At 39.0% G+C, this 23,400-nt stretch carries 17 protein-coding genes and 3 pseudogenes; 9 read left to right on the forward strand and 11 right to left on the reverse strand.

Annotation, left to right across the window (positions count from 1 at the left end; all coding sequences use genetic code 11):
* Positions 1-682: 682 nt before the first annotated feature.
* The gene (locus V4T18_RS15435) at positions 683-970 is read left to right on the forward strand and encodes a hypothetical protein (RefSeq protein ID WP_332650883.1); all 288 of its coding nucleotides are present in this window, start codon (positions 683-685) and stop codon (positions 968-970) included.
* Between the two features lie 107 nt (positions 971-1,077).
* Here the strand turns inward: V4T18_RS15435 and V4T18_RS15440 are convergent, their stop codons facing one another.
* From V4T18_RS15440 to V4T18_RS15470, 8 genes are all read right to left on the reverse strand, one after another.
* The gene (locus tag V4T18_RS15440; RefSeq protein ID WP_332650884.1) at positions 1,078-1,227 is read right to left on the reverse strand and encodes a hypothetical protein; all 150 of its coding nucleotides are present in this window, start codon (positions 1,225-1,227) and stop codon (positions 1,078-1,080) included.
* 635 nt (positions 1,228-1,862) lie between these two features.
* Positions 1,863-2,147, reverse strand: a complete 285-nt coding sequence (locus tag V4T18_RS18360) for a hemoblobin-interacting domain-containing protein (protein ID WP_442916951.1) — start codon at positions 2,145-2,147, stop codon at positions 1,863-1,865.
* Positions 2,148-2,424: 277 nt separating this feature from the next.
* Positions 2,425-2,703, reverse strand: coding sequence for a hemoblobin-interacting domain-containing protein (locus V4T18_RS15445; protein ID WP_332650886.1), 279 nt, complete (start codon positions 2,701-2,703; stop codon positions 2,425-2,427).
* Positions 2,704-2,876: 173 nt separating this feature from the next.
* Complete coding sequence (locus V4T18_RS15450; RefSeq protein WP_332650906.1) at positions 2,877-3,923, reverse strand: hemoblobin-interacting domain-containing protein; 1,047 nt, start codon at positions 3,921-3,923, stop codon at positions 2,877-2,879.
* A gap of 225 nt (positions 3,924-4,148) precedes the next feature.
* Complete coding sequence (locus V4T18_RS15455; protein ID WP_332650887.1) at positions 4,149-4,739, reverse strand: TetR/AcrR family transcriptional regulator; 591 nt, start codon at positions 4,737-4,739, stop codon at positions 4,149-4,151.
* 809 nt (positions 4,740-5,548) lie between these two features.
* Entirely contained in the window at positions 5,549-5,842 is a 294-nt protein-coding gene (locus V4T18_RS18365) for a hemoblobin-interacting domain-containing protein (protein ID WP_442916952.1), read from the reverse strand.
* Between the two features lie 240 nt (positions 5,843-6,082).
* Positions 6,083-6,316 (reverse strand): hypothetical protein, encoded by a 234-nt coding sequence (locus V4T18_RS15465; RefSeq protein WP_332650889.1) that lies wholly within the window; start codon positions 6,314-6,316, stop codon positions 6,083-6,085.
* 1,141 nt (positions 6,317-7,457) lie between these two features.
* On the reverse strand, positions 7,458-8,048 hold the full coding sequence (locus tag V4T18_RS15470; RefSeq protein WP_332650891.1) for a TetR/AcrR family transcriptional regulator: 591 nt from the start codon (positions 8,046-8,048) through the stop codon (positions 7,458-7,460).
* A gap of 332 nt (positions 8,049-8,380) precedes the next feature.
* Here V4T18_RS15470 and V4T18_RS15475 point away from each other — a divergent pair, with 332 nt between their 5' ends.
* The gene (locus V4T18_RS15475) at positions 8,381-8,572 is read left to right on the forward strand and encodes a hypothetical protein (protein ID WP_332650893.1); all 192 of its coding nucleotides are present in this window, start codon (positions 8,381-8,383) and stop codon (positions 8,570-8,572) included.
* 315 nt (positions 8,573-8,887) lie between these two features.
* Here V4T18_RS15475 and V4T18_RS15480 read toward each other — a convergent pair whose 3' ends face one another.
* The 3 genes from V4T18_RS15480 to V4T18_RS15490 all read right to left on the reverse strand — a co-directional run bounded on the left by V4T18_RS15480 (position 8,888) and on the right by V4T18_RS15490 (position 14,293).
* Positions 8,888-9,748 (reverse strand): hypothetical protein, encoded by an 861-nt coding sequence (locus V4T18_RS15480; protein ID WP_332650895.1) that lies wholly within the window; start codon positions 9,746-9,748, stop codon positions 8,888-8,890.
* Positions 9,749-9,799: 51 nt separating this feature from the next.
* On the reverse strand, positions 9,800-10,198 hold the full coding sequence (locus V4T18_RS15485) for a hypothetical protein (protein WP_332650897.1): 399 nt from the start codon (positions 10,196-10,198) through the stop codon (positions 9,800-9,802).
* Between the two features lie 966 nt (positions 10,199-11,164).
* A complete protein-coding gene (locus V4T18_RS15490; protein ID WP_332650899.1) occupies positions 11,165-14,293 on the reverse strand; it encodes an S-layer homology domain-containing protein in 3,129 nt (1,042 codons plus the stop codon).
* Between the two features lie 628 nt (positions 14,294-14,921).
* Here V4T18_RS15490 and V4T18_RS15495 point away from each other — a divergent pair.
* The 7 genes and pseudogenes from V4T18_RS15495 (at position 14,922) to V4T18_RS18375 (ending at position 23,265) form a co-directional block, all read left to right on the forward strand.
* Positions 14,922-16,715 (forward strand): S-layer homology domain-containing protein, encoded by a 1,794-nt coding sequence (locus V4T18_RS15495; protein ID WP_332650900.1) that lies wholly within the window; start codon positions 14,922-14,924, stop codon positions 16,713-16,715.
* Positions 16,716-16,940: 225 nt separating this feature from the next.
* Entirely contained in the window at positions 16,941-17,195 is a 255-nt protein-coding gene (locus tag V4T18_RS15500; RefSeq protein ID WP_332650901.1) for a hypothetical protein, read from the forward strand.
* Positions 17,196-17,627: 432 nt separating this feature from the next.
* On the forward strand, positions 17,628-18,368 hold the full coding sequence (locus V4T18_RS15505) for a WecB/TagA/CpsF family glycosyltransferase (RefSeq protein ID WP_332650902.1): 741 nt from the start codon (positions 17,628-17,630) through the stop codon (positions 18,366-18,368).
* Positions 18,365-19,912, forward strand: a pseudogene (locus V4T18_RS15510) (putative polysaccharide biosynthesis protein); the annotation flags it as partial. The gene V4T18_RS15505 and the pseudogene V4T18_RS15510, both read left to right, overlap by 4 nt.
* 132 nt (positions 19,913-20,044) lie before the next feature.
* Positions 20,045-21,853: pseudogene (locus V4T18_RS15515) on the forward strand (DUF5693 family protein); the annotation flags it as partial.
* Positions 21,853-22,404, forward strand: a pseudogene (locus tag V4T18_RS18370) (polysaccharide pyruvyl transferase family protein); the annotation flags it as partial. The pseudogenes V4T18_RS15515 and V4T18_RS18370, both read left to right, overlap by 1 nt.
* Before the next feature lie 162 nt (positions 22,405-22,566).
* Positions 22,567-23,265, forward strand: a complete 699-nt coding sequence (locus V4T18_RS18375; protein ID WP_442916953.1) for a polysaccharide pyruvyl transferase family protein — start codon at positions 22,567-22,569, stop codon at positions 23,263-23,265.
* Positions 23,266-23,400 lie beyond the last annotated feature (135 nt).

The following is a 23,400-nucleotide window of genomic DNA, read 5'->3' on the forward strand; positions in this document are numbered from 1 at the left end:
TTTTACTGCTCTATCACAGTTACGGTTTTATCCTTATATCCAGTTACTTCGATGGTTTCACGTATAAAAATAACATATGGAGGTTAAAGTTAAGTTAAATTTTCCAAAAAAATAACGCTAGCTTATACTGCGTTCACTCAACAACATGGAACTGTCTGGATCGAGTAGGAGGCTATCCATTATTTGGTTAGCCGACCTCTCAAATCACTCGTACGTTCGGTTCCATATACGGAGGTTAGAAATTTTTGTTAGGATTTATAATTGGTTCGAGGGTTTTAGTTTCAATTTCGTCTCAATATTTATTTGGCATTGCACGATTAACAATGGGGTTATTTGATGAACGCCAACATCCTTTACGTCATTCCTTTTGGTGCGGGAATAGATTCCTCGGCTTTATTCAATTTTACTACAGCTCCAAGCGATTCAAATGTACCTCAAAGCAGAGCGAGTTGGACAACCGTTTTTGACAACAGCTTTATCACTATAAGTCTGCTTTACATCATTACTATAGCTTGTATACCAGATGCAGCACTCGAATCGATTACGTTAGCGAAAGAGATCAATAACGAAATTAGCATCGCTGCAAGATTAAATTTCTTCACCAAAACACACAAAATACTTATTTGTATTATACTTATTTTTACGGAATCTAACATAATTCAATATTCAATCAGGAGGAAACATGAGAGTTTTTTTACATGTAACTAATGAACGAGGCTATTTATTTAATGAGAGTTATTCGATGATTTCACTACCAGAATTTGTAACATCTCCAGACCTTATGATATTACTGAAAGATCGCTATGATGAGAAGACAATGAATAATATTGATTTACTATTAACAATTACAAATGAAGATTTACAACAGTTGGTGGATAATGCGCTTTTAAAATGGCGCCGGGCACCAGATTACTTAAAAAATGAAATAGGAATTGTTATTTCTACAGCTACGGTTAAGAAGGAGTTTTAATTAAAAATAGCCCTTAATTTTTTCTATAAGGGCTCTAAATTCCTCTATGTAGATTCTTATTTTTCTGATTTCACTCCATGATGTTTAGCTCCTATCAAAACCTTAAATTAAGAGTGCAATGAAATTCTTGGTTTAATCGTTTCATTCGAATCGCCTTTATTTTCCTTTGCAGCTGATGAATTTGACGCAAATGTTGATACCGCTATTAACGATAATGCTAGAGTAAAAGTAACAACTTTTTTATTGATTTTTTTCATCCTATTACCTCCCTTCCGATAACAGAATAATATAAATTTTGAGAATAATCAATATTACAAATTTGACTTTAATAATACTTATATTAATCAAGCTTCTGGAAACTTGCAGTGATAATGTTTTCTCTAGGCTCTATAAGCCTGCCTCTCTCTTTCATTAACTTTCATATAGTGATTAAGAACAACAATAAAAGACACTACCACAAAAGAGTAATGTCTAGAAAATTTTAACAAAATCGAAAGACTTAAATAAATTCCTTCTCAAGAATGAGCTGTTCGTTCTAAGGGTTCCGTTCGATTGATCTAAATGGTCCAGTAATTTATCTTCACAACCCTTCGATTCAACTCGATATTCCTTGATACTGCAAGAGTCTCTCCTCTCTGTGATTGTTTTCATCATACGTATTTTTTACGATAAATCCAGTTATCATAATAAGACAAAAAAACTGAACTTTATGTTATTTGAACTACCATTGATACATCCATCACCCTCACTTCTACCTATAAAATAGCATTTCTTGATACAATGCATTGCTTGTACATTTTTGTTTTCAAAAGTTAATAGTTGCTCAACAAAATCAAACTGTTGCTCAAAAAGAAAAGAACGCCCGAATGGACGCTCTTCAAAAAGTTATTCCTTACTGCACGACTACTGTTACGGTAGTATCTGGATATCCTGTTGCTTTTATTGTCCACTCGTAAACTCTCCCACCAGGATAATATCCCACATTAGGAATAGAGATTTCCCCTGCGACATTTCGAACAAGATATGCCGTCCAATCAGCAGACTGTCCCGAACTTCCCGCTACTACTATAGCACTAGTGATAGATGCTCTCCATTGCGGATCATCTACGAACGTGAATTTAACATAAGTCCATTTCGCAACAATGCCATTGCTACTTGAACCAATAACTATTGGAATCGGCCCATTGCTATTCTCGCCTTATACCATATCTCTATTTCTAAGTTTTATAACGAGCCTACACCGCACAGGCGACTTTCATCGCATACGGCGTGCCATCAGCGATACTTCAAAACTTATTTCCCTTTCATAAAGTTAACATGCGAAGGTTAAAGTTAAGTTAAATACTGAAATTTCTTCAATAAAATAACGCTAGCTTATACTGCGGTTACTCAATAAAATAAAACTGATGTGTAAAAGGAAAGGACGCCTTAACGGACTTTCTCTTCATAGTTATTCATTTTACAACAACTGTTACAGTAACATCTTCGTAGCCTGATGCTTTAATCGTCCATACATGTGTCCCGTACACTAAGTATGAACCATTCATATATACCATTTTCCCAACTGTTTTTTGAAAATTAGAAATATAATTTTTTACTGTAGAATTTAAGTTGATAGTAGAAGTGATGCTAGTAATGGCATTTCTCCAATCTGGATCATCTGTAAATGTAAACTCCACAGGACTATCATATGAAACGGGGGAAGCTGCATGTATAACTGGTGCTACTTTCAAGCCATTGCTATTCTCGTCTTATACCTTATCTCTATCTCGGCTTTATAACGAGCCTTCACCGAGCAGGCGGCTTTCACCGCACACGGCGATCCGTCAGTGAATCTATCTTTAATTGTACTTATTTCCCTAAAAATTCATTATATTATCCGGAAGTAATATTCAATTGAATTTTCTTAATTTATTTCTACCATTACATCCTGGTAACCATCCGCTTTAATCAAGAATTTATGTGTTCCCGGTGCAAGAGTAATTCCTGTCAAATCTAGTGTTACTTGACCGGCTGCATTTTTATTAATTCGAGATGGATGAATCGATGCAGAATTCCCATTTTGATAGACGCCTGTTATTTTACTTCGCCAATCCGCATTATCGGAAAAATTGAATATCACTGTTGTCGGGTTCAGAATTTGTCCAGTTATGGTTGGCGGCGCTAATGGAGCAGCCACATTTATTGTTACTGTAACATCCTCGTACCCGTCTGCTTTAATGACAAACCGATGTGTTCCTGGTGCAAGGGCTGCACCTGTAAAGTCTAATGTCACTTGACCGGCTACATTCCTTTTAATTCTTGATGAATGAATCGAAACGGAATTACCATTTTGATAGACGCCTGTTATTTTACTTCGCCAGTCAGCATTATCCGTGAAGTTGAAAGTGACTGCGAAGGCACTAATTGACTGCACTGTTATGGTTGGCGGTGCTAATGGAGCAGCTACAGTCACAGTTAATGTAACATCCTCGTACCCGTTTGCTTTTATGACAAACTGATGTGTACCCGGTGAAAGGGCTGCACCTGTAAAGTCTAATGTCACTTCACCAGCTACATTCCTTTTAATACGTGAAGCATGAATCGAAACGGAATTACCATTTTGATAGACGCCCGTTATTTTACTTCGCCAGTCGGGGTTATCTATAAAGTCTAATTTAATCCCTGTAGCACTAACTGATTGTCCTGTAATTGTTGGTGGTGTTAGTGGTGCAGCAACTGTTACTGTTACAGTTACATCCTCATAACCAACTGCTTTTATTAAAAACTGATGTGCTCCCGGTGTGAGAATAACACCTGTTGTATCTAACATCACCCTTCCAGCTAGCGTAGTATTATATCGTGATGGATGAATCTTAGTACCTTTTGTATAGATACCTTCAATCTTGCTACGCCAGTTCGCATCATCGGTAAAACTGAATATGATATTATCAGAATTTACGATACTACTAATGGTTGGCGCTACTTTTAAATTGCTATTCTCGTCTTATACCTTCTCTATCTCTCAGTTTTATAACGAGCCTTCACCGAGCAGGCGGCTTTCACCGCACACAGCGATCCGCCAGCGAATCTATCTATATTCTTACTTATTTCCCTAAAACCATTATATATTACTATAAAGTAATATCCAACCTTTAAAAAAGAAAAAATCTTGTTTTCTTTTTTAAAATAGTAGTTTCTATTCAAGCATACCATATAATAATAAGTCCACGATAGCGTCTGCTATTTCTTTAGGTTCTTTCTGTTCCGTAAGTAATTTGGAAAAAGTTAATCGTTCAATCATACCTATTAGGCACTCTGCTACTATTTGCGTATCTAAACCCTTACGAAAATAACCAGCATTCACCTCAAAATCGAGATTCTCTTTTATTTGTGATATAAGTTGGATTTTCACCTCATCTGCTCTTGTTGAAATATAAAAGCCAATTCTTGTTAGATTTGGATTTTTAGATAGGAATTCAAGTAAACTCTTTAAGCCGTATGTAATTCTTTCTTTCGCAGTAGAGAACTCAAGATCCGGCTGTAAGCGACTTTTTTTTGCAAATTCTACTATTCTTAAACGAAAAATATCCTCTAATTCCTCAAAAATGGCTTCTTTATTTTTGAAATACAGATAGAAGGAAGGTTGACTTAATGATGCCTTCTTAACAATCGAACTTACTTTTGTCTCATGATATCCACTTTGAGCAAATTCCTCTGCTGCCTTTTCAAGTAATAACGCTCGACTTTCCTCACCGCTAGCCCCTTTAGGTCTACCTCTATCAGCCATGATAAACAACTCCAAATACTAGATTATAAATTTTCTTAGAATTTCCATTAATTATAGCATATCGTATTTAGTAGAAAAAGTGCTTTGGATTATCTTATAAGACGTAGTTTCAAATAAATATAGGTTAGCGAAATCGGATAGTGACAAGTGGACATTCAGACTCACTTAAGTAAAAGCATGCCAGAGATTGTTCTCTGTCAGACTAATCTCATTTAGATCAACTTCCATCTCATCAATTATTTGACACTTGTACCTTTTGAAAACTTATTAAAATGTTAGCTCCAAATCATGCTTCATATCAAGCCAGTATTTCCAGTGTAATCAAAAGTAATATAGTTCTAGCAGTAACCTTATTGATATGCTAATAGACATTACTTGATGGATTCGGACTTGTAATTGCTATATTGCTACTTCTCGAATTAGTATACATCGCTGTTGATCCATTTGAGCCTGATAAAGCAATTTTTAAATTAGCATCTGCGCTAAAGCCAAATCTTCTTTGATGTCGCCCTTCTGTAAAAGGCGCACTTATTTTTAAGTTAGGTATGCAATACTCGTTTTATACACATTCGATTAAAAGACGATTCTAGTCGGAACCTTATCATGTAAGTGCCTTTCACCTCACCCTACGTCGGGCAGCAATTTATTATAAAACTTACCTCTGCAAATAAAATATAAAACCAATGTTTTTATTTAAGTTAAACTCTGCATAATACAACAATAACCTCTGCAGCACTTACTCAACAAAATGAAACTATTACAAAAAAGAGAGCCTCCCAATTAGAAAGCTCTTATAAAAAATTCTTTTATTAAGGTCGTACTTCAACAGTAACAATTGTATCTGGATATCCTGTTGCTTTAATCGTCCATGTCCAGAATCCCAAAGCTGCATAAGATTTCCCTGCTTTACCACTTATTTTCCCCGAAGATATATCTACAAAACCAATAATTTCTTCGTTACTTCCTCCAAGAGATGCTGTATTCAAGATACTCGTAATCTTCGCTCTCCAATCTGGATTATCCACAAACGTAAACTCAATTGGACTATACCGCTTTATAATTTTATTACTATGAAAGGTTTGCCCAATCGTTAAAGGAAGGATCGAGCTATTGCTATTCTCGTCTTATACCTTCTCTATCTCTAGGTTTTATAACGAGCCTACACCGCACAGGCGACTTTCATCGCATACGGCGTGCCGTCAGCGATACTTCAAAACTTATTTCCCATTCACGAATTTAACATGCAAAGGTTAAAGTTAAGTTAAATTTTGAAATTTATACAATAAAAATAACGCTTGCTTATACTGCTGTTACTCACAAAATGAAACTGTTGATAAAAATTATTAATCAGTTATAGTAAATCGGAAGATAGATATACCGTCTTTACCATCATTTGCACTCAACGTAATAGTGACACTACCTGCTGTATATCTATTAACCAACACTTGAGTACCAATATCTCCATTCAAATGAAGATACGGAGCTATTTCTACTTCAACAACTCCTGGATTACTAGATTCGATTGTATAGAATAATCTGTCTCCATCATCATCAATAAACCAGTCTGTTATTACCATGTACATATTATTTTCCCAACCAAAATAAACAGATGATGGTAGATTTTGTATTATTCGTGGTGCTTGATTGCTATTCTCGTCTTATACCTTCTCTATCTCTAGGTTTTATAACGAGCCTACACCGCACAGGCGACTTTCATCGCATACGGCGTGCCGTCAGTGATAGATTTTTATACTTATTTCCCCATTATTAAAAACTTGCTATTCGAGATGCAACTCTCAAAAAACTTTTCAAAAATCAAAACTAAAATACGATAACTCTGTATCTACAAAAAAACATTACAACGTATACGTTCTTATTGAATCTTTTGCCGCCCTGACAACTCCCTTCGCATAAATCACTGCTTGTTTAAGGTATGGGGGCATAATTAAGAATGTTATTTTTGCATTCGTCAATTCGGAATCAAAAAAGGGGATTATCCGAATGAACTTGCGCATCCAAACTCTTAGTTTATAGTGACAGTTACATTCCCTTTTTCAATAACTACACCATTAATATCCATGCCAACATAGCTAATAATAATATATCCTGCATTATTTGCATTCAATTCTCCTGTTAATAAATTAAAAACTCCACCTACTGTTTTATCAATAATATTAAACCTTCTATTTGTAGCTTGTGGATCTAATCCAGTAGGTAGTACGGATTGGTATGGCTTAACTGTACCGTAGTTTGGAATTGTATTTTTTGCATTTCCATATACAGTTATGTTGACTGAATTTGCCCCTCCATTTGTACTTTGATAAGAAATTGTGGTAGTTCCAGCAGCAATTGCTGTAATTTCTCCCGTTAGAGCATCTATAGTGGCAACCCCTGTATGACTTGATGACCAAGTTTTAATTCCGGGTTCTGTGGTTGCTGCTGTTCTTGTAGTCGTTTCCCCTAACTGTAAAACAGTCGAAGCAGTTCCTATACCTGTAATTGGTGCATAAATTGGTAAGCTATTCTCGTTTTATACCTTCTCTATCTCTTCAGTTTTATAACGAGCCTTCACCGAGCAGGCGGCTTTCACCGCACACGGCGATCCGCCAGCGAATCTATCTCTATTCTTACTTATTTCCCTAAAATTATTATATATTACTTATAAGTAATATCCAACCTTTAAAAAAGAAAAACCGCATTTTCTTTTTTTTATAGCTCCTATTCAATCATACCGTATAATAATAAGTTCACGATAGCATCTGCTATTTCTTTTGGTTCCTTTTGTTGGGAAAGTAATTGGGAAAAAGTTAATCGCTCGATCATTCCAATTAGGCACTCTGCAACAATTTGAGTATCTAAATCCTGACGAAAATAGCCAGCATCCACCTCAAAATCGAGATTCTCTTTTATTTGTGCAATAAATTGGATTTTTACTTCATCCGCTCTTGATGAAATATAAAAGCCGATTTTTGTTAAGTTTGGATTCTTAGACAGAAACTCAAGTAAACTCTTTAAACCATAAGTAATTCTTTCTTTCGCGGTCGAGAACTCGAGATCCGGCTGTAAGCGACTTTTTTTGGCAAAGTCTACTATTCTTAAACGAAATATATCCTCTAACTCCTCAAAAATAGCTTCTTTATTTTTGAAATACAGGTAGAAGGAAGGCTGACTTAATGATGCCTTTTTTACAATCGAGCTTACTTTTGTCTCATGATATCCATTTTGCGCAAATTCTTCGGCGGCCTTATCAAGTAATAACGCTCGACTTTCCTCACCGCTAGCTCCTTTAGGTCTACCTCTTTCAGCCATGAAAACATCTCCAAACACTTGGTTATAAATCTTCGTAGAATTTCCATATATTATAGCATATCGTACTTAGTTGAGAAAGCAGTTTGGAGTAATACTAAAGGATGTAGTAAAAACAATAACAAGCTACACGGATCGAATAGTTACAAGTAAACATTCCACCTCACATAAGAAAAAGCCTGTCAGAGATTGTTCTCCGACAGACTCACTTCACTTAGGTTATCTCAACTTCCAATCATGCTTTCGAGCCTTGCCCCTTTGCGAAAACTTATTGGAATGTATAGCGCCAAGTCATCGTTCCTGTCAAGCCATTACTACCCGTGTAATCAAAAGTGATGTCCACATTTCCAGCAGTAACCTTATTGATATTTAAAAAGACATGGCCTGATGGATTTGGTCCTGTAATTGTCGCCGTGGCAATGGAAACATCGCTACTTCTAGGATTGCTATATATCGCTGTTGTCCCATTTGATCCTGGTAAAGCAATTGTTAAATTAACATTTGTGCTAAGGCCAAATGTCCCTTGATGTGCCCCATCTGTAAAAGGCGCACTAATATTTACATTGGGTACGCTATTCTCGTCTTATACCCTCTCTCTGTCTCGGTTTTATAACGAGCCTACACCGCACAGGCGACTTTCATCGCTTACGGCGTGCCGTCAGCGATACTTCAAAACTTATATCCCATTCATGAATTTAACATAGGAAGGTTAAAGTTAAGTTAAATACTGAAATTTATCCAATAAAAATAACGCTAGCTTATACTGCGGTTACTCAACAAAATGAAACTGTTGTGCAAAAGAAAAGAACGCCCAAATGGACGTTCTCCAGAATTATTTGTAATTATTTTTTAACAAAACGAGCCATTAATTCCTTTTGTATAATACATTCTTTAAAACGTCTATTAATGATGTTTTGCATTGGGGCATTATCAACATTTGTAAAAAATATGACATACATATTTTCAGCTATAGTTTTTTGAACAACAGGTGCGAATACTAATAATCCGCCTCCTGCCCTTCGAGTAACAGGTAACTGTTTTACATAAGCATGAGGTAGAATAATCATGTTTTGCGCAACTCTTTCTGCAATACACCAACCTACTAAATCTCCATCATAAAATAAAGCAAAGCTATATTCCTCATCTATCACTCCTAAATTTTGAACAAAAGGGTAGACGTGAGCATCAAACTTATCCTTGATAGTGATTGCTTCTGTAAAAATTTCATTGACCTTTCGATTCCAAGGTACTACTGATAAATTTGGCGGTACTAGCAGTTTTTCTATCCATTCATCTTGCTGTATTCTTTTAAAGTCCATCACATATTTATCAATAATTTGCTTTTGTTCGTCCCAATCCTCATCAACTAGTACTTTAAGAAATTCATCAGCAGCACTATTCATAGTCATCGTTATCTCTACTAAATCAACGCTAATTTTGTCGAAGTAGCTCTGTCCTTCTAAATAGAGCTGTAATAAATACTTTTCGGAGTTCTTTTCATCACGTACAACAAAATGCGTAACTTTAGCTGATTTATTCTTTACATCTACATTTGCAAGAAGAATCCCTTTTGAAACTGTATCTTCAATTAGCCCTATTCCCCAAAAGCTTGGATCCATTAATTCAAAATCCTTGAAATGATTAGGGTTTAAAAATGATGTAAAGAGTAGATAGTTTTCATTAGTAAGTTCTATTACGTCCATTATCTTCCCCCTAAAAAGTTGCCTGTTTAATCACAAACTACTTTTCTTGATTTAAATATTTTCAAATGAATTTGTTACAGGATTAAATACAATATTTTCAAAATTACTGTTTTTATATTGTAAAGTTAAGCTAGCTTTAGTAGCAGAATCAAATGCTGAGACAATAGAATAACTCTGCGAAACAACTGTTTGAATCCCATTACTTGCTTCTATGAAATAATAATATTGTGTACTTCCACTAACAGTAGTATCTACATAGAGTTGTGTACCTGCTGATATATTTTGAGCTACAGTAGTTGCGCCAACTACAGAATTTGTAGTATTTCGCATAACTTTATAAACTAATGCACCATTCGATAGACTATCCGTCCAAGTAATTGTATTTCTTACTCCCCCTGAATAATCAGTGTTCCAATCAACTGTACTTCCTTGAATATTTGTTGCAGGCAATAATAAGCTATTCTCGCCTTATACGCACACTTGCGCCTTATAACGAGCCTTCACCATGCAGGCGGCTTTCACCGCACACGGCGATCCGTCAATGAAACATTCTATTAAAACATATTTCCCACCTCAACTATACTACTCGAAGGTTAAAATTAAGTTAAAAAAAGAGTGAGTTTGCCTTTTTTTTCGAGAAAATGTATGAATACACCGACAAATAATATTGAATCAAAAAAACAGCCATGAGAAAATGATTACAATTTCTTGTAATCATTTCACATGACTGTGATCGTTATTGATTTTTTTTATACTTATTTGGGAAATAAGTTTTAAATTGATTCACTGACTGGGTTTCTTCGCTCCTGCTAGTTTTCCCCTTCTCACATGTTACCATGCAAGTCCAAACGGCTAGCGATCGACACTACTACAAACCCGCAGCCATCTATTTAGCATCACTGGCTCTATCTGCCTCTTCTAAATAGACTTCAAACGTTCCGTTAAGTTGGTCCCTTCTTTTAATGACCTTAGGCTCCCACTATTCTATATGCACATTATCCGTTTAACAGTTCCTAATTGTGCGGATACCGTCATTTAGATTGCACTAAATGCGATTATTTATGAACTCCTAGCATCGCTTTTTCACATAAATAATTGTCACATACAGCCTACATGGATTCGTCATCCTAGCCATAGCCATTTTTTAAAGAGCCCCGCCTTAGGAATTTCACCTAAGTACGACTTCACCTGACTTCGCCCCTTTGTGAGGATAGAATCACGCACTGGACGCAGGAGGATTAGGCTCACGAGCAATTGGAACTGTTGCCCATGCATCAGATCTACCCTGATGATTCCAACCTAACAGTTAGAAAAAGCCTTGTGATTTATTAACTATGAAGTTATAAAGTCACAAGGCCTAATTCCACTCATTTCACTAGTCTACTAGTTTATAGAGTAACGTTTCGTTTAGTTTTATTAAGGAGTCACTTCTTCAACTTTATAAGTTGTACCATTAGTTAAACCTGTAATTTCAGTAGTACCTGATAATGCAACTGCAAGAGCTTGAGCATCTGGCTTTGTAGATTGTTCAGCACTTAATGTACCATTTGCAAGTACTCCATAGAACTTAGTACCTACAGTTACAACATACTTATTACCATCTGTAAGACCTGTAATTTTCTTATCGTCTGCTGTTGCACCCGCTACTGAGCCACTTTCTACTGTTACTGTAGTTGGTGCTGGAGTTGGATCCTCAACTACTTTCACTTTAATTTCTTGAGTAGCGTTACCAACTTTTACTTTTAAAGTAACAGTAGCTGTTTCAACGCCAGATTTTAATGTAACTATAGCTCCAGCTGTACCATTACCTGTAATTGTTACATCAGCAACTTTGTCAGGAACGATTGTTACTGTATCTGCAGCAATTGCTTTAACTTCTTTATTGCCATACTGATCTACAGTTGCAATAGTTACTGCTGCTGGTGTTTCACCAGTAGATTTTAAGTTTGCTACTGTTCCACCTGAAACTAAAGTAGCTTCAGTAATTGCTTTAGCATCTTTATAATCAGAAGCTGCTGCTGCTGCTGTAAAGAAGAATTCTTGAGTTTTTGGAGCATCCGGAGATACAACAAATTTTTGCTCTAAAACTTGACCTGTCGCATTAATTGTTACTTTTAATGTGAATTCAGTATCTACAGGATTTGCTGGTGTATTTGTATCTGTATTTAATAATGTATCAGCAATAATTAATTCACCTGGATTAGCGAAAATAGTTGTTAAATCTGAAGTAGTAATTTTACCACCAGAAATAGTTGCTGTATATTCACTAGCTTCAAGCGCTACTTTACCATTGTTAAGTATACCGTTAACTGTGAATGCTTTAGCAACTCCACCTTCGATTTTACCAATTTCTTGAATTTCATAACCTGTGTACTCTGTACCATCTGTTACTTGAACTTGAACTTCTACAGCAGAATCAATTGTTCCATTTTGAGTATCAAGAACGATTTTTAAAGTTGCTGTACCATTTTTCTTTGCAGTAACAGTATTTCCAGCTACGTCTACTACATCAGAAGTACCCACTAAAGAAACTGTTACAGGAGCTGTAGAACCTTTCATTTCACGACCATATTGGTCTTCAATTACTAAATGATCAACTGCAGTAATTGCTACAGGAGCTTTGTGAGTTGAAAGTACTAATGGATTTTTAAATCCACGAACTACAGTTGCTACAGCTTCTGCTTTTACGTTGATAGTAACAGTAGCTACTTTAAAGCTTGCTGATTGGAATACTAAAGCCTGAGTACCTGCACTACCAAATGTAGTTTTGTAGTAAACTTGCCCATCTTTTACTTCAAGAGCTGACTCAGCTACAGTGATACCACCAACCTTGATACCTTTATTAGCGTCTGCTAATAATTTTTTATCAGTAACTAAATTGCCTTGTTTATCAGTTACAGTTAATGGAATTAGTGTAGGTTCATTAGCTACAGCAATTTCTGGTTGAGATACAGAAATTCCATCTGTTGTAGATGTTTCAGAAACTTGTACAGTATATTTAGCCGATTGCCCATTAGTTGTTGAAATTAATAGGATATCTGTATTACCAGGTTTTAAAATATCAGTGATTTTAATAACTAGTTTATTTTTGTCACCAATTTTTTGTGAAGAAACAGTATTTTGGATTGTAAGATTAGTTGGATTTGTATTTGTGATAACTAATCCAGTTGCTTTTAAAGGATCAGTAATCTCTTTTCCGTACTGATCTTTAAGATCTAAAACGATAAATGCATCAGTTGCTTTAGATTTATCATTTAAAGATACTTCTTCACCTTTTGCATTATAAATACCTGCTACTGCAATTGAAGAAACTGTAGCAACTGTAGATAGTTTTACAGTTTTTGATACTGAAACACCTGTAGCTGTATCCACTAAAACAACAGGAACGATATCTCCTGCTTTTTTACCTTCTACAACAGCACCAGATAATTCAACTACACCTGAAGCTTGAACAGCTTTAATAGTTGTATTGGAAGAATCATTTGTTGTTAAGCTAGTAGTTTTTGTGATATCTGTACCATATTGGTCTTTTACTACATAACTAACAGTTGCTTTAGTACCTGCTGCAAATACGCCAGTTGAGTTCGCAGCAGTATCAACTACAGCTACTTCGTCTAAAATTTCAATTGAAGTTACTTTTTGAGCTTCGATTTTAACATTAGCTGTTAATACTTCTTCTGATAGACCCGAAACATTTACAGTGTAATCAGCTGCCTGGAAGTTTGAAGCACCTGCTAATTGAACTGATGTTTTATCTTCAGACCAAGTTAAAGTTACGTTTTGTTTGAAGCTACCACGTAATAATTCAACTTTTGCTTTAGTTGTATCTTCAACAGCTGTGTTGAATTTAACTTCGATAGTTTTTGCATTTATCGCTGATACTGAGTCGATAGTAACTTCTTCTATTGGAGCTTCACCAAATGTAACGTCTGATTTAGCAAGCATTACAGCTAATTCTTGACGAGTAATATCACCTGTTGGATTAATTTTTCCGTTAGCGCCTTTGATAATATCAGCTTCTACTAATGCAGCTAAGTGCTTAGTTGCATAACCAGCAATAGAGCCTTTATCAGAGAACTGATCAAGTACAGATACATCAGCAGCATCTACGTCTAAGTCATAGATTTTAGCAAGGATGATTGCAGCGTCCTGACGTGATAATTTACCGTTTGGATTGAATTTACCATCGCCTGTACCATTAACGATACCCGCTTCTGCAGCTGCGCTAACTTCCTCGAAGAACCATTGCCCCTCTTTTACGTCAGTGAAAGATTTATCATATTCTGTTTTAGAAGTATCTAAACCTAATACTTTCGTTGCGATTGTTGCAGCCTCTGCACGCGTGAAAGTGCCAGTTGGGTTGAAGTTGCCGTCGTTACCTTGCATGAAACCAGCTTCAGTAACGTAATCTACTGATTCTTTTGCCCATGAAGCGATTTTAGCTTCGTCACCATATGCAGCTGATGCTACAGGTACGATTGCTGATGCTACTAAAGCAGCTGTTGCAGATGCAGCAAAGAATTTACGACCTTTGTTTTTTGCCATTATTAATTTCCTCCTAGCAGTTCTTTAATAATATTTTTAAAGCTATAGTCTTCAAGAATAATATACCATTAACTTTAAAATATTTCCATAGCTTCAAATAATACAAACAAATTAGTAAATAACGTATAAAAAAGCATTACTACTAAACAAGTAAATGAATGCCATTCTATTAGGTTTATTTACTTACCAACCCAATATAACACCTAGTAATGTAAATTTCAAGCAAGTTTTCCATTACAATTTCTTTACATATGAGTTTTAACTCTTAAAAAAACGGAATTTTCGCATGGTTTTTCTTCATATTTAACAAACTCCGACTTTCTTATACTATTCTTATTTTTCATTTATATTACCTTCTTGTAATTATTTTCAACATATTATCCATAAATAAGTAATTATTTATGGGATATTAGTAATAGAACTTTAGTATTAAATCTACTTTAATATCATTTTCGTGTTATTTTGTTTGATTTTTATCAAAAATTCGTAAAATTTAATTTATGGAAAATATTATGAGGTTCTGTAAGGTGAAGGCTGTCTGTTAAAAAACTCTTCTAAATTTCTATCCTATTTTTTCATGTGAATTTTTGTTAAATTAATAGAGAGGAAATTTTAAGGAGGTTGGACTATGATTCGAAAATTATCCACCATCTTTATTATGCTGCTAGCGATGAACATATTCACGATGGGGCTCGCTTTTGCAAAAAGTGATATTGATGGACACTGGGCATATAACCAAATGAACTATTTAATCGAAGAAGGCATTATGCATGGCTATGAGGGCGGTAAGTATAAGCCCGATGGACAGGTGACACGAGCTGAGTTTACGGCGTTTTTAGATCGATCACTTGGGCTAGAAACACCCGCGGACATTTCTTTCCCTGATGTGAAGTCAACTCACTGGTATTACGGCAGTGTAGCGAGGGCTGTACATAGCGGGCTTGTGAAAGGGGATGAAAAAGGCTACTTTAACCCGAATAACAACATCTCGCGCCAGGAAATGGCCTCGATGCTAAAGCGTACGCTAGAGTATTTAAATATTGAAGGAAAAGATATGACGTTTGTGTTTACAGACAGCGATTCAATTGCAAAATGGGCGACTGATGATGTGAATTATGTGTTGTCTGTTGGCATTATGGCAGGTCAGCCGAACAATAAGTTTGCTCCGCTGGCTAATGCCACTCGAGCAGAGGCCGCCGCTGTTCTTTACCGTGTGCTGCATTTTGACCCAGAAACAGCGGGTCCGATTGTGGAAGCGAAGCAAATTATTAAAACGCAATTTGAAGCGGATTATAATACGACTTTAGTGAAGCAAGCGAATCATACACCGAAGCTAGATGGTAGTGCTGTATTTATTGCAAGCGCTCCGATGGTGAATTACTATTTAAACCCACAGCAATTTAAACAAGATAGCCCTGAATTTTATCAGTTTTTAAAGCTATCGAAGGCTGTGAAAAATTTAAATGCGAAGACAATTAATGACAAGGTGCTCGGGGATAAGGGTGTATTAGTTGGAAAGGCCGATTCCTTTATTCGAGCAGGCAATGAATTCGAAATTAATGCTGTGTACTTAATGTCACACGCCCTTCATGAAACAGGCAACGGTAAGAGCCCCTTAGCAAAGGGTATTGAAGTTGGCTTAGATGAAAACGGCAAAGCGACAATGGTCACGACAGAAAATCGTGAAGCGTTAAAGGATATTAAGGTGACATACAATATGTATGGCATCGGCGCAGTGGATGCAGATGCTAATAAATTTGGATCTGAACGCGCGTATAATGAAGGCTGGGTTACAGTAGATAGTGCCATTGTGGGTGGCGCACAATTTGTGAAAGAGAAATATATTGGCAATAAATATGGACAGGATACACTTTATAAAATGAAATGGAATCCTGCCAACCCAACGTACCCACAGTATGCTACACATGTACAATGGGCAGTCATTCAGGCGAAAATAATCCATGAAATTTATGTAAAGATACAGGCTGATAAAACAACGTTATCGGTATTTGATGTGCCAGTGTATAAGAATCAACCAGCACCGATTGCGATGCCAGATATCGTTGACCGTTATGCCGTGGACGATACGTTAAAAGGTAAGAAGGCGAAAGTAGCTGTAGAATATAACATTCCATTAAATGTTCGCTCATACCCAAGTACGTCGGCGCCACTTCTAGGAACGCTGCCGAACGAGACTGAAGTAACAATCCTCGGTGAAAATGGTAAGTGGTTTAAGATTGAAGTGAACGGCATGCAGGGCTGGGTGTCTGGCTTATACCTTCAAATTGAAGGCGTAACACCACCACCTGTCAAAGCATTAAACACAGCGACATTCTCTAACCTAATCGAGCCAGGCGACCACGAAGCTCAGCAACTACTAGAAGAGCTCGAGGAAAGCCTATACTTGCAGGAAGAAAAATAATCGGTTGATCCATTCAGGCGATTCAATAAGAAGAAATAGCATGCTAGAACAACTCTAGCATGCTATTTTTTTGTTTATTGAATCGTTTTTATAAATGAATTTATTAGAAAAGAACATTTTCGGATTGAAGCATTCGCTACAGAGCAATGTTTTGTGCACCGGAAGTGAAGCGGCAGAGCTTCCTTCGGGGGCCATAATCTTATTTTATTTAGAAGGAAGTACTAGTTGTTCGAAGCGAAGGCGGCGAGTGTAGCTGTCGGCATTCGCCTTTCGCTACAGAGCAAAGCTTCCTACGGGAAAAGCGAGATAGTCGAGACCCCGCAGGAGTTTACGACGAGGAGGCTCGACCTCGCCCGTGGAAAGCGTCCGCCGAAGCGGAGAACAACGGCTACGACATGGATCAAGAAGTTCTGGGGCGATACTCTATACAGCGACTACAAGATCAAATATGCTGTTTATTTTCTCGACCCTCAAAAATAAACCCCTCAAAAAATATCTCGATTTTCGCGATTTGTCACTTTTCATATACTACATATTAATAAATATGTGCCAAAACCTCGACAAAAGCAGCCGTATCAACATTCTCACTCGGAAAATGACACATATTGTAAAATAAGTAGTATATCAATCCTGCCAAATGGGCTAAGGTGGGGGTAAAAAACTTTCGTGTCAAAATTTTGTAGCCAAATTTAAACAGTGTGCTAGAAAACGAGCACCCTCAAACGAACCCCGACCCGTCCACAATCGTGGCTAGAATGGCACTCATAGAACAGCCCAAGACGAATTATTTTACAAAAGGTTTCGCCCCGCCCTCCCCCTCTCAAAACAACGGATTTTTCACTGTATTTTTCACTTTTATGGTATGATAGGTTGCAGTAAATTGGTATAAACAGAAAGGTTTGAATAGCATTTATGAGACATGTAACAGTAATGGGCGTCCCCTTTTTACATACGGATCAGCAAGGATTCTCTTCCTTATTAATAAATCGTATCGAAGGAAAGGAAAAAACGTTTGTCATCACGGCGAATCCTGAAATCGTCATGGGGGCCAATGAAAATCCAGAGCTCATGGCGTACATTAAGCAGGCCACATACGTTTGTGCAGACGGTATTGGCGTAGTAAAGGCTGCGAAAATACTAGGTGATGAGCTACCAGGCCGTGTGACGGGCTATGATACAATGATTGCCCTGCTCGAGGCGGGCAACGAAAAGCGCTTCAAAATCTACCTATTAGGGGCGCAAAAGGAAACACTTGATAAAACCGTTGAAAATATCGGCAAAACGTATCCGAATGTAGAGGTTGTCGGCTATCACGATGGCTTCTTCGACTGGAATAGCAGTGACATTCCCGATGAAATTCAATCGCTGCAGCCGGATCTTGTGTTTGTTGCCCTAGGGGTGCCACGACAGGAGAAGTGGATTAGCGAGCATATCGATCGCTTCTCACACGGGGTGTTTATCGGTGTTGGCGGTTCATTCGACGTGATCGCTGGTACGGTGAAACGAGCACCCGTCTTTTGGCAAAAGCTCAATTTAGAGTGGCTATATCGCCTACTAAAGCAGCCAAGTCGTTGGAAGCGTATGCTCGCCCTTCCCCGCTTTGCCCTAAAGGTATTTGCCCTTAAGGCGAAAGGACAAGGAATCAAAAAATGAGCTCATCCACTTTTGTCAAAAGTACATTAATCTTAACGGTTGCTACCCTGCTTTCAAAGGTGCTCGGTAGTATTTTCCGTATTCCGCTGCAAAATATTGCGGGTGATGCGGTGCTTGGGATTTTTGCACTCGTGTACCCTGTTTATATGGTGGCGCTGTATTTATCGGTTGCCGGCATTCCGATTGCAATTTCAAAGCTGATCGCCGAGGCGAATGCGAATAATGAGCCTCATAAGGTGACGCATATTTACCGAACAGCAAGCTTTTTAGCTATCGCCTTTGGTGTTTTAAGCTTTTCGATACTAGTAGGCTTTTCCGTACCGATTTCGGAGGCTTTAGGTGGTCCTTCGACGCGTATTGCTCTGATTGTCGTAGCTGGCACGCTGCTTGTGGCACCATATATGGCAGTGTACCGCGGATTTTTCCAGGGCTATAGCAATATGGGGCCAACTGCTGTATCACAGGTAATTGAGCAGCTTGTTCGTGTTGTCCTAATCCTAGCTGCTGCCTTTGTACTTGTGAAGCTTGATTATTCCGACGAGCTCGTTGCAGGGGGGGTAATGGTCGGCTCCGTTGTCGGGGCGCTCGCTTCCCTTGTTTACCTACGATTAAAGTATCAACGCTTTGACCGGAAAATCACTTCCCGTGAAAAATATACGTGGCATGATTTTTCAACATGGAGCCGAACGATTTTAAAAATCTCTCTTCCGATTGCGATTGGCTCGGTTACGATGGCACTATTTAACTTTGTCGATTCGTTCACAGTTACATACGGGCTACGTAACGCCGGTGTTACAAAGGATGAGATTACGGGGCTATTTGGTATTTATAGTCGCGGGCTAACACTTGTACAAATTGTGACAATTTTTGCCTCTTCGATTATATTACCGCTCGTGCCACTTATTACGGCGAAATTAGCGGAACGAAAATTTGATGAAACTCGTCACATTATCGAACGTACACACCGGATGACACATCTCGTATCCTGGCCGGCCGCTATTGGCTTATTCTCCCTAACGATTCCTGTAAATATTGCGCTATTTACGAACACTGACGGAAGCTTAATGCTGGCAGTGATTAATCTTAGTGCCGTCTTTACCTCCCTGACGATTTTAGGGACAGGGGTACTACAAGGATTAAACGCCGCGCGCATCGGGGCTTACATTATTGTCTGTGGTGTAGGGCTGAAGATTGTGGCAAATATTCTATTGATTGAACAGTTTGGTCTAGACGGGGCAGCCTACTCGACCCTACTCGTGTATGCTGTATTATTTATCGTGAATTCTGTTTTTATTTATCGCAGAATTTCCTACACGATTGTTGGGGCGGACACAGTAAAAATGATCTTGTCTGCCCTAGTAATGGGCGCTGTTATCGGTGTACCAACACTTTATTTGGGTGTGACAGAGTGGTCGCGAATTGCCTCTATGGGCTATGTCGTACTTAGCATGGCTGTTGGTGGTGCGATTTACTTTACCCTACTTCTGTTATCTAAAGCGATTAGTAAAGAGGATTTACAAAGTCTCCCGATTATCGGTAAAAGACTAGAGAGGAAATTTAATTTTATGTTTAAGCAAAAATGGCTATGGGGCATCATCATTTTGCTGCTTGTGGTCTCTTCCCCAGGACTGATTAATCGATGGCAGGCAGAAAAAGCAAACGATGAATATGAAATGATTATCCCTTATGAGGAAATTTGGGAAGTAGCAAGGAGCAGTGAGCAAACTGTAGATGAGCTGCTTTCAACGTTACAGGATAGTGGCCTTCGTAAGGTAAGCGTTGAGCCGTTAACGTTTGAAAATTTAGAGGAGCGTAACCTCATCACAATTTACGAGGAACACGAAATTGCAGATTTACTGCGCTTTACTTCGAATAAAGACGAGATCGACCCAAATAAAAGTGGCTACTATATGTCGATTGTAGAACAAGAGGATTCACTTTTACCTGCCCTCTTTACAGAGCAAGTCGGCTTAGAGGAAGTCTCGATTGCAGGCGAGCCGTTTTACTTTTTATCGAATGGAGACAAGCTATTTGATTTAGAAACACCTATTGGCTACGATACACAAGCCATTGAAACACTTGAGGAGCACGGTTTACAGCATGTCCTACGAGTTGAAAATGCCGAGCTCGAGGAAGTTAATAATCGAATCTATAAGCAGTTACTCGAGCTAAAGGGTGAAGAGGCTGTTGGCTTGCTTGGCTCTGGCGAGGAGGCTTTCGGCTTCGGACAAGAGGCTCGGGGCGTGTGGATCGAATCGCTACGAGATGCTGGTTACTTCTTCTATACAATCGAAGGCAACCGAATGAAGGGCGAATATGAGAACGCCAAGCAAGCAAATTATGAAACTGTTCGTCTTCTGAGCATTAATAAAAACCGCGAGACAAACTTAACGCTCGAAACAAGTATCGACCGTACGATTCGAGCGGTAAAGGAACGAAATATTCGCTCCATTTTCTATCATCTAAAAACAACGGGTGATACGGAAGAAAATATTAAAGAGGCAACGAGCTATTTAACGCTTGTGCAGGAGAGAATGCCAGCCCATTATAAGGCCGGTTCCGCGCAAGTATTCGATGATGTAACGGTTCCTTCTTGGGTAACGGCGCTTATTCTGTTAGCTGGAGTTATTTTTGTGTATGCGGTATTTGAGCTTGTAAAATGGCAGCCACTTCGCATTGCAGCAGCCCTGTTTATGGCAGCACTCTCACTCGCTTACTTTGCGCTAGATCGCGTGCTATTCCTACAGGCATTTGCACTCATTATTTCAGTGCTGACACCCATTTATGCAGTCGTGAAGGCGGCACATGGCTCTACACGCATTCGCGATATCGCCATGCAATACGTGAAGGCAGTAGGAATTAGCTTGGTTGGTATTACGATTATTATTGGACTGTTAAATGGTAACGGCTTTATTACAGGCTTCGAAATGTTCCGTGGCGTGAAGCTTGTCTATATTATTCCGATTTTCGGACTCTTTATTTTCGCCCTACTGGAGATGAACGACCTTTCGAAGGTTGGGTTAAAGAAATCCCTAACAAAATCCGTCACGCTGTTAAATAAAGACGTGAAATATTGGCATATTGTCCTGTTGGTGGTTGTAGCGGCATTTGGTTTATTCTATATTAGCCGTACCGGAAATTCCGGCTCTGTTAGTTCATTCGAGCTAGCCTTTAGACAATGGCTAGAGGAAACGCTATATGTACGCCCTCGAACGAAGGAATTCTTAATCGGCTTCCCATTCTTTGTGCTAGCCCTTTATGTGATGGGCATCTGCCGTAGATGGGGCAGCGTGCTACTCGTTGTTGGTGTCATCGGCTTCTTATCGATCGTGAACACATTTACACATTTACACATTCCAGTCGACGTTTCCCTATTACGTACAGCGTATAGTGTCGTTCTTGGCTTTATCATCGGTTTAGTATTTATTGCCGTGTTTAAAGTTGGCATGGCGCTTTGGAAAAAAGCTAAAGTGAGGTGGTTATAATGCGCATCGTACTATCAGGCTATTATGGCTTTGATAATGTCGGTGACGAGGCGATTCTACTTTCGATTATTTCAGCACTCCGCAAATGGCAACCCGACGTAGCCATCACCGTGCTATCGAACAACCCCGCCTCCACAGCGAAAACGTATAACGTGGAGGCAGTGAATCGCTGGAAAATGAAGGAGGTAAGCGACGCCATTAAAGAAGCTGACGGCTTAATTAGTGGCGGCGGCAGCCTCATGCAGGACAGCACCGGCATGAAATCGATCCCGTATTATGCAGGCATAATACGGATCGCCAAATGGCATAAAAAGCCGGTATTTGTATACTCACAAGGCATGGGTCCAATCAATCACCCACTCAATAAGTGGATCGTCAAAAATACGTTCAACAAGGCCGTAGCCCAAATTACCGTGCGCGACGAGGATTCGCGTGAGCTACTCGAGCACATCGGCGTGACGAACGGGATTACGGTTGTGCCCGACCCAGTAATCGGCCTCGATCATAGCGGATTTTCGAGTGAATGGCTTGAACGACAGGGGCTTACGGCTGTTGAAGGGGCTACTGGCGGGCTTGTGGAGACTGGGGCTGGTGAGCTGAGTGAACCTCGTGAGGCGGATGAGATGCTTGAGGGAGCTGGGGCTGGCTCTGGGGCTGGCGATGGGGCTGGCGATGGAGCTGGGGGGCCCGTTGAACCTCGTGAGGCAACTGAAATGCTTGAAGGAGCTGGGGCTGGCGTGGGCGCTGAGGATGCAAACCTTAACGAGGGGAAAGCGAATCATAAATCCTATATCGCCGTTAGTGTGCGCGATTGGCCTAGCACTGTCGACTTCAAGAAAAAAATCGCAGACAGTCTACAATTACTCGTACAACACGGCGAAAACATCATCCTAGTACCCATGCACGGCGAACACGATGAAAAAACATCGTACGAAATCGCCTCGCTCATGGCGACTACTGGCGGAGGTGCTGCTGGTGACGGTACGGATGCGAACAGTGCGAACAGTGCTTCTGGCGACGGTACGGGTGCGAACAGTGTGAACAGTGCTTCTGGCTCGATACTAGTTTCACCGGGCAACATGGCGCTGGAAGAAAAAATCGCTGTAATCGGTCAATCAAAGCTACTGATCGGCATGCGCCTGCACTCACTCATTTTTGCAGCAACCTATCACACACCGTTTGTCGCCATTTCATACGACCCGAAAATCGATGCCTTTGCCAACATCGCAAAGCAACCAATTATCGGTCACGTCGAAACGGACAACTGGAACGGATCACAGCTATTCGAAAAAGCTGTCAGCATCTTATCAAATCTAGCCTCCAGCCAAGCTGAACTCACAGCAATCGTCGGCGGCATCAAAGAAGAAGCAGCCGCAACTGCCAAGCGCGCGTTGGACGTTTTTAATAGGTAAGGTGTGAGAATTTGTGATACGGAGTGAGCGGATTTCTGGATAAGTCTAAATTCGAATATATTAGAAGATTTTTGGTACGAAGCTAGCGGGATTTTAAACCCTTTTCTAGATAAGTCTAGAAGCGTATATATCATG

The organism is Lysinibacillus sp. 54212, from assembly GCF_036662795.1.
Classification (GTDB): Bacteria; Bacillota; Bacilli; order Bacillales_A; family Planococcaceae; genus Lysinibacillus_B.

What these genes read in the sequence shown, in the direction of transcription:
- V4T18_RS15470 (WP_332650891.1), bottom strand. Translation starts at nt 8,048, where the DNA reads ATGGCTGAAAGAGGTAGACCTAAAGGAGCTAGCGGTGAGGAAAGTCGA.
- V4T18_RS15480 (WP_332650895.1), bottom strand. Translation starts at nt 9,748, where the DNA reads ATGGACGTAATAGAACTTACTAATGAAAACTATCTACTCTTTACATCA.
- V4T18_RS15440 (WP_332650884.1), bottom strand. Translation starts at nt 1,227, where the DNA reads ATGAAAAAAATCAATAAAAAAGTTGTTACTTTTACTCTAGCATTATCG.
- V4T18_RS15505 (WP_332650902.1), top strand. Translation starts at nt 17,628, where the DNA reads ATGAGACATGTAACAGTAATGGGCGTCCCCTTTTTACATACGGATCAG.
- V4T18_RS15490 (WP_332650899.1), bottom strand. Translation starts at nt 14,293, where the DNA reads ATGGCAAAAAACAAAGGTCGTAAATTCTTTGCTGCATCTGCAACAGCT.
- V4T18_RS15495 (WP_332650900.1), top strand. Translation starts at nt 14,922, where the DNA reads ATGATTCGAAAATTATCCACCATCTTTATTATGCTGCTAGCGATGAAC.
- V4T18_RS15455 (WP_332650887.1), bottom strand. Translation starts at nt 4,739, where the DNA reads ATGGCTGATAGAGGTAGACCTAAAGGGGCTAGCGGTGAGGAAAGTCGA.
- V4T18_RS15465 (WP_332650889.1), bottom strand. Translation starts at nt 6,316, where the DNA reads ATGGTAATAACAGACTGGTTTATTGATGATGATGGAGACAGATTATTC.
- V4T18_RS15475 (WP_332650893.1), top strand. Translation starts at nt 8,381, where the DNA reads ATGTCCACATTTCCAGCAGTAACCTTATTGATATTTAAAAAGACATGG.
- V4T18_RS18375 (WP_442916953.1), top strand. Translation starts at nt 22,567, where the DNA reads ATGCTTGAAGGAGCTGGGGCTGGCGTGGGCGCTGAGGATGCAAACCTT.
- V4T18_RS15435 (WP_332650883.1), top strand. Translation starts at nt 683, where the DNA reads ATGAGAGTTTTTTTACATGTAACTAATGAACGAGGCTATTTATTTAAT.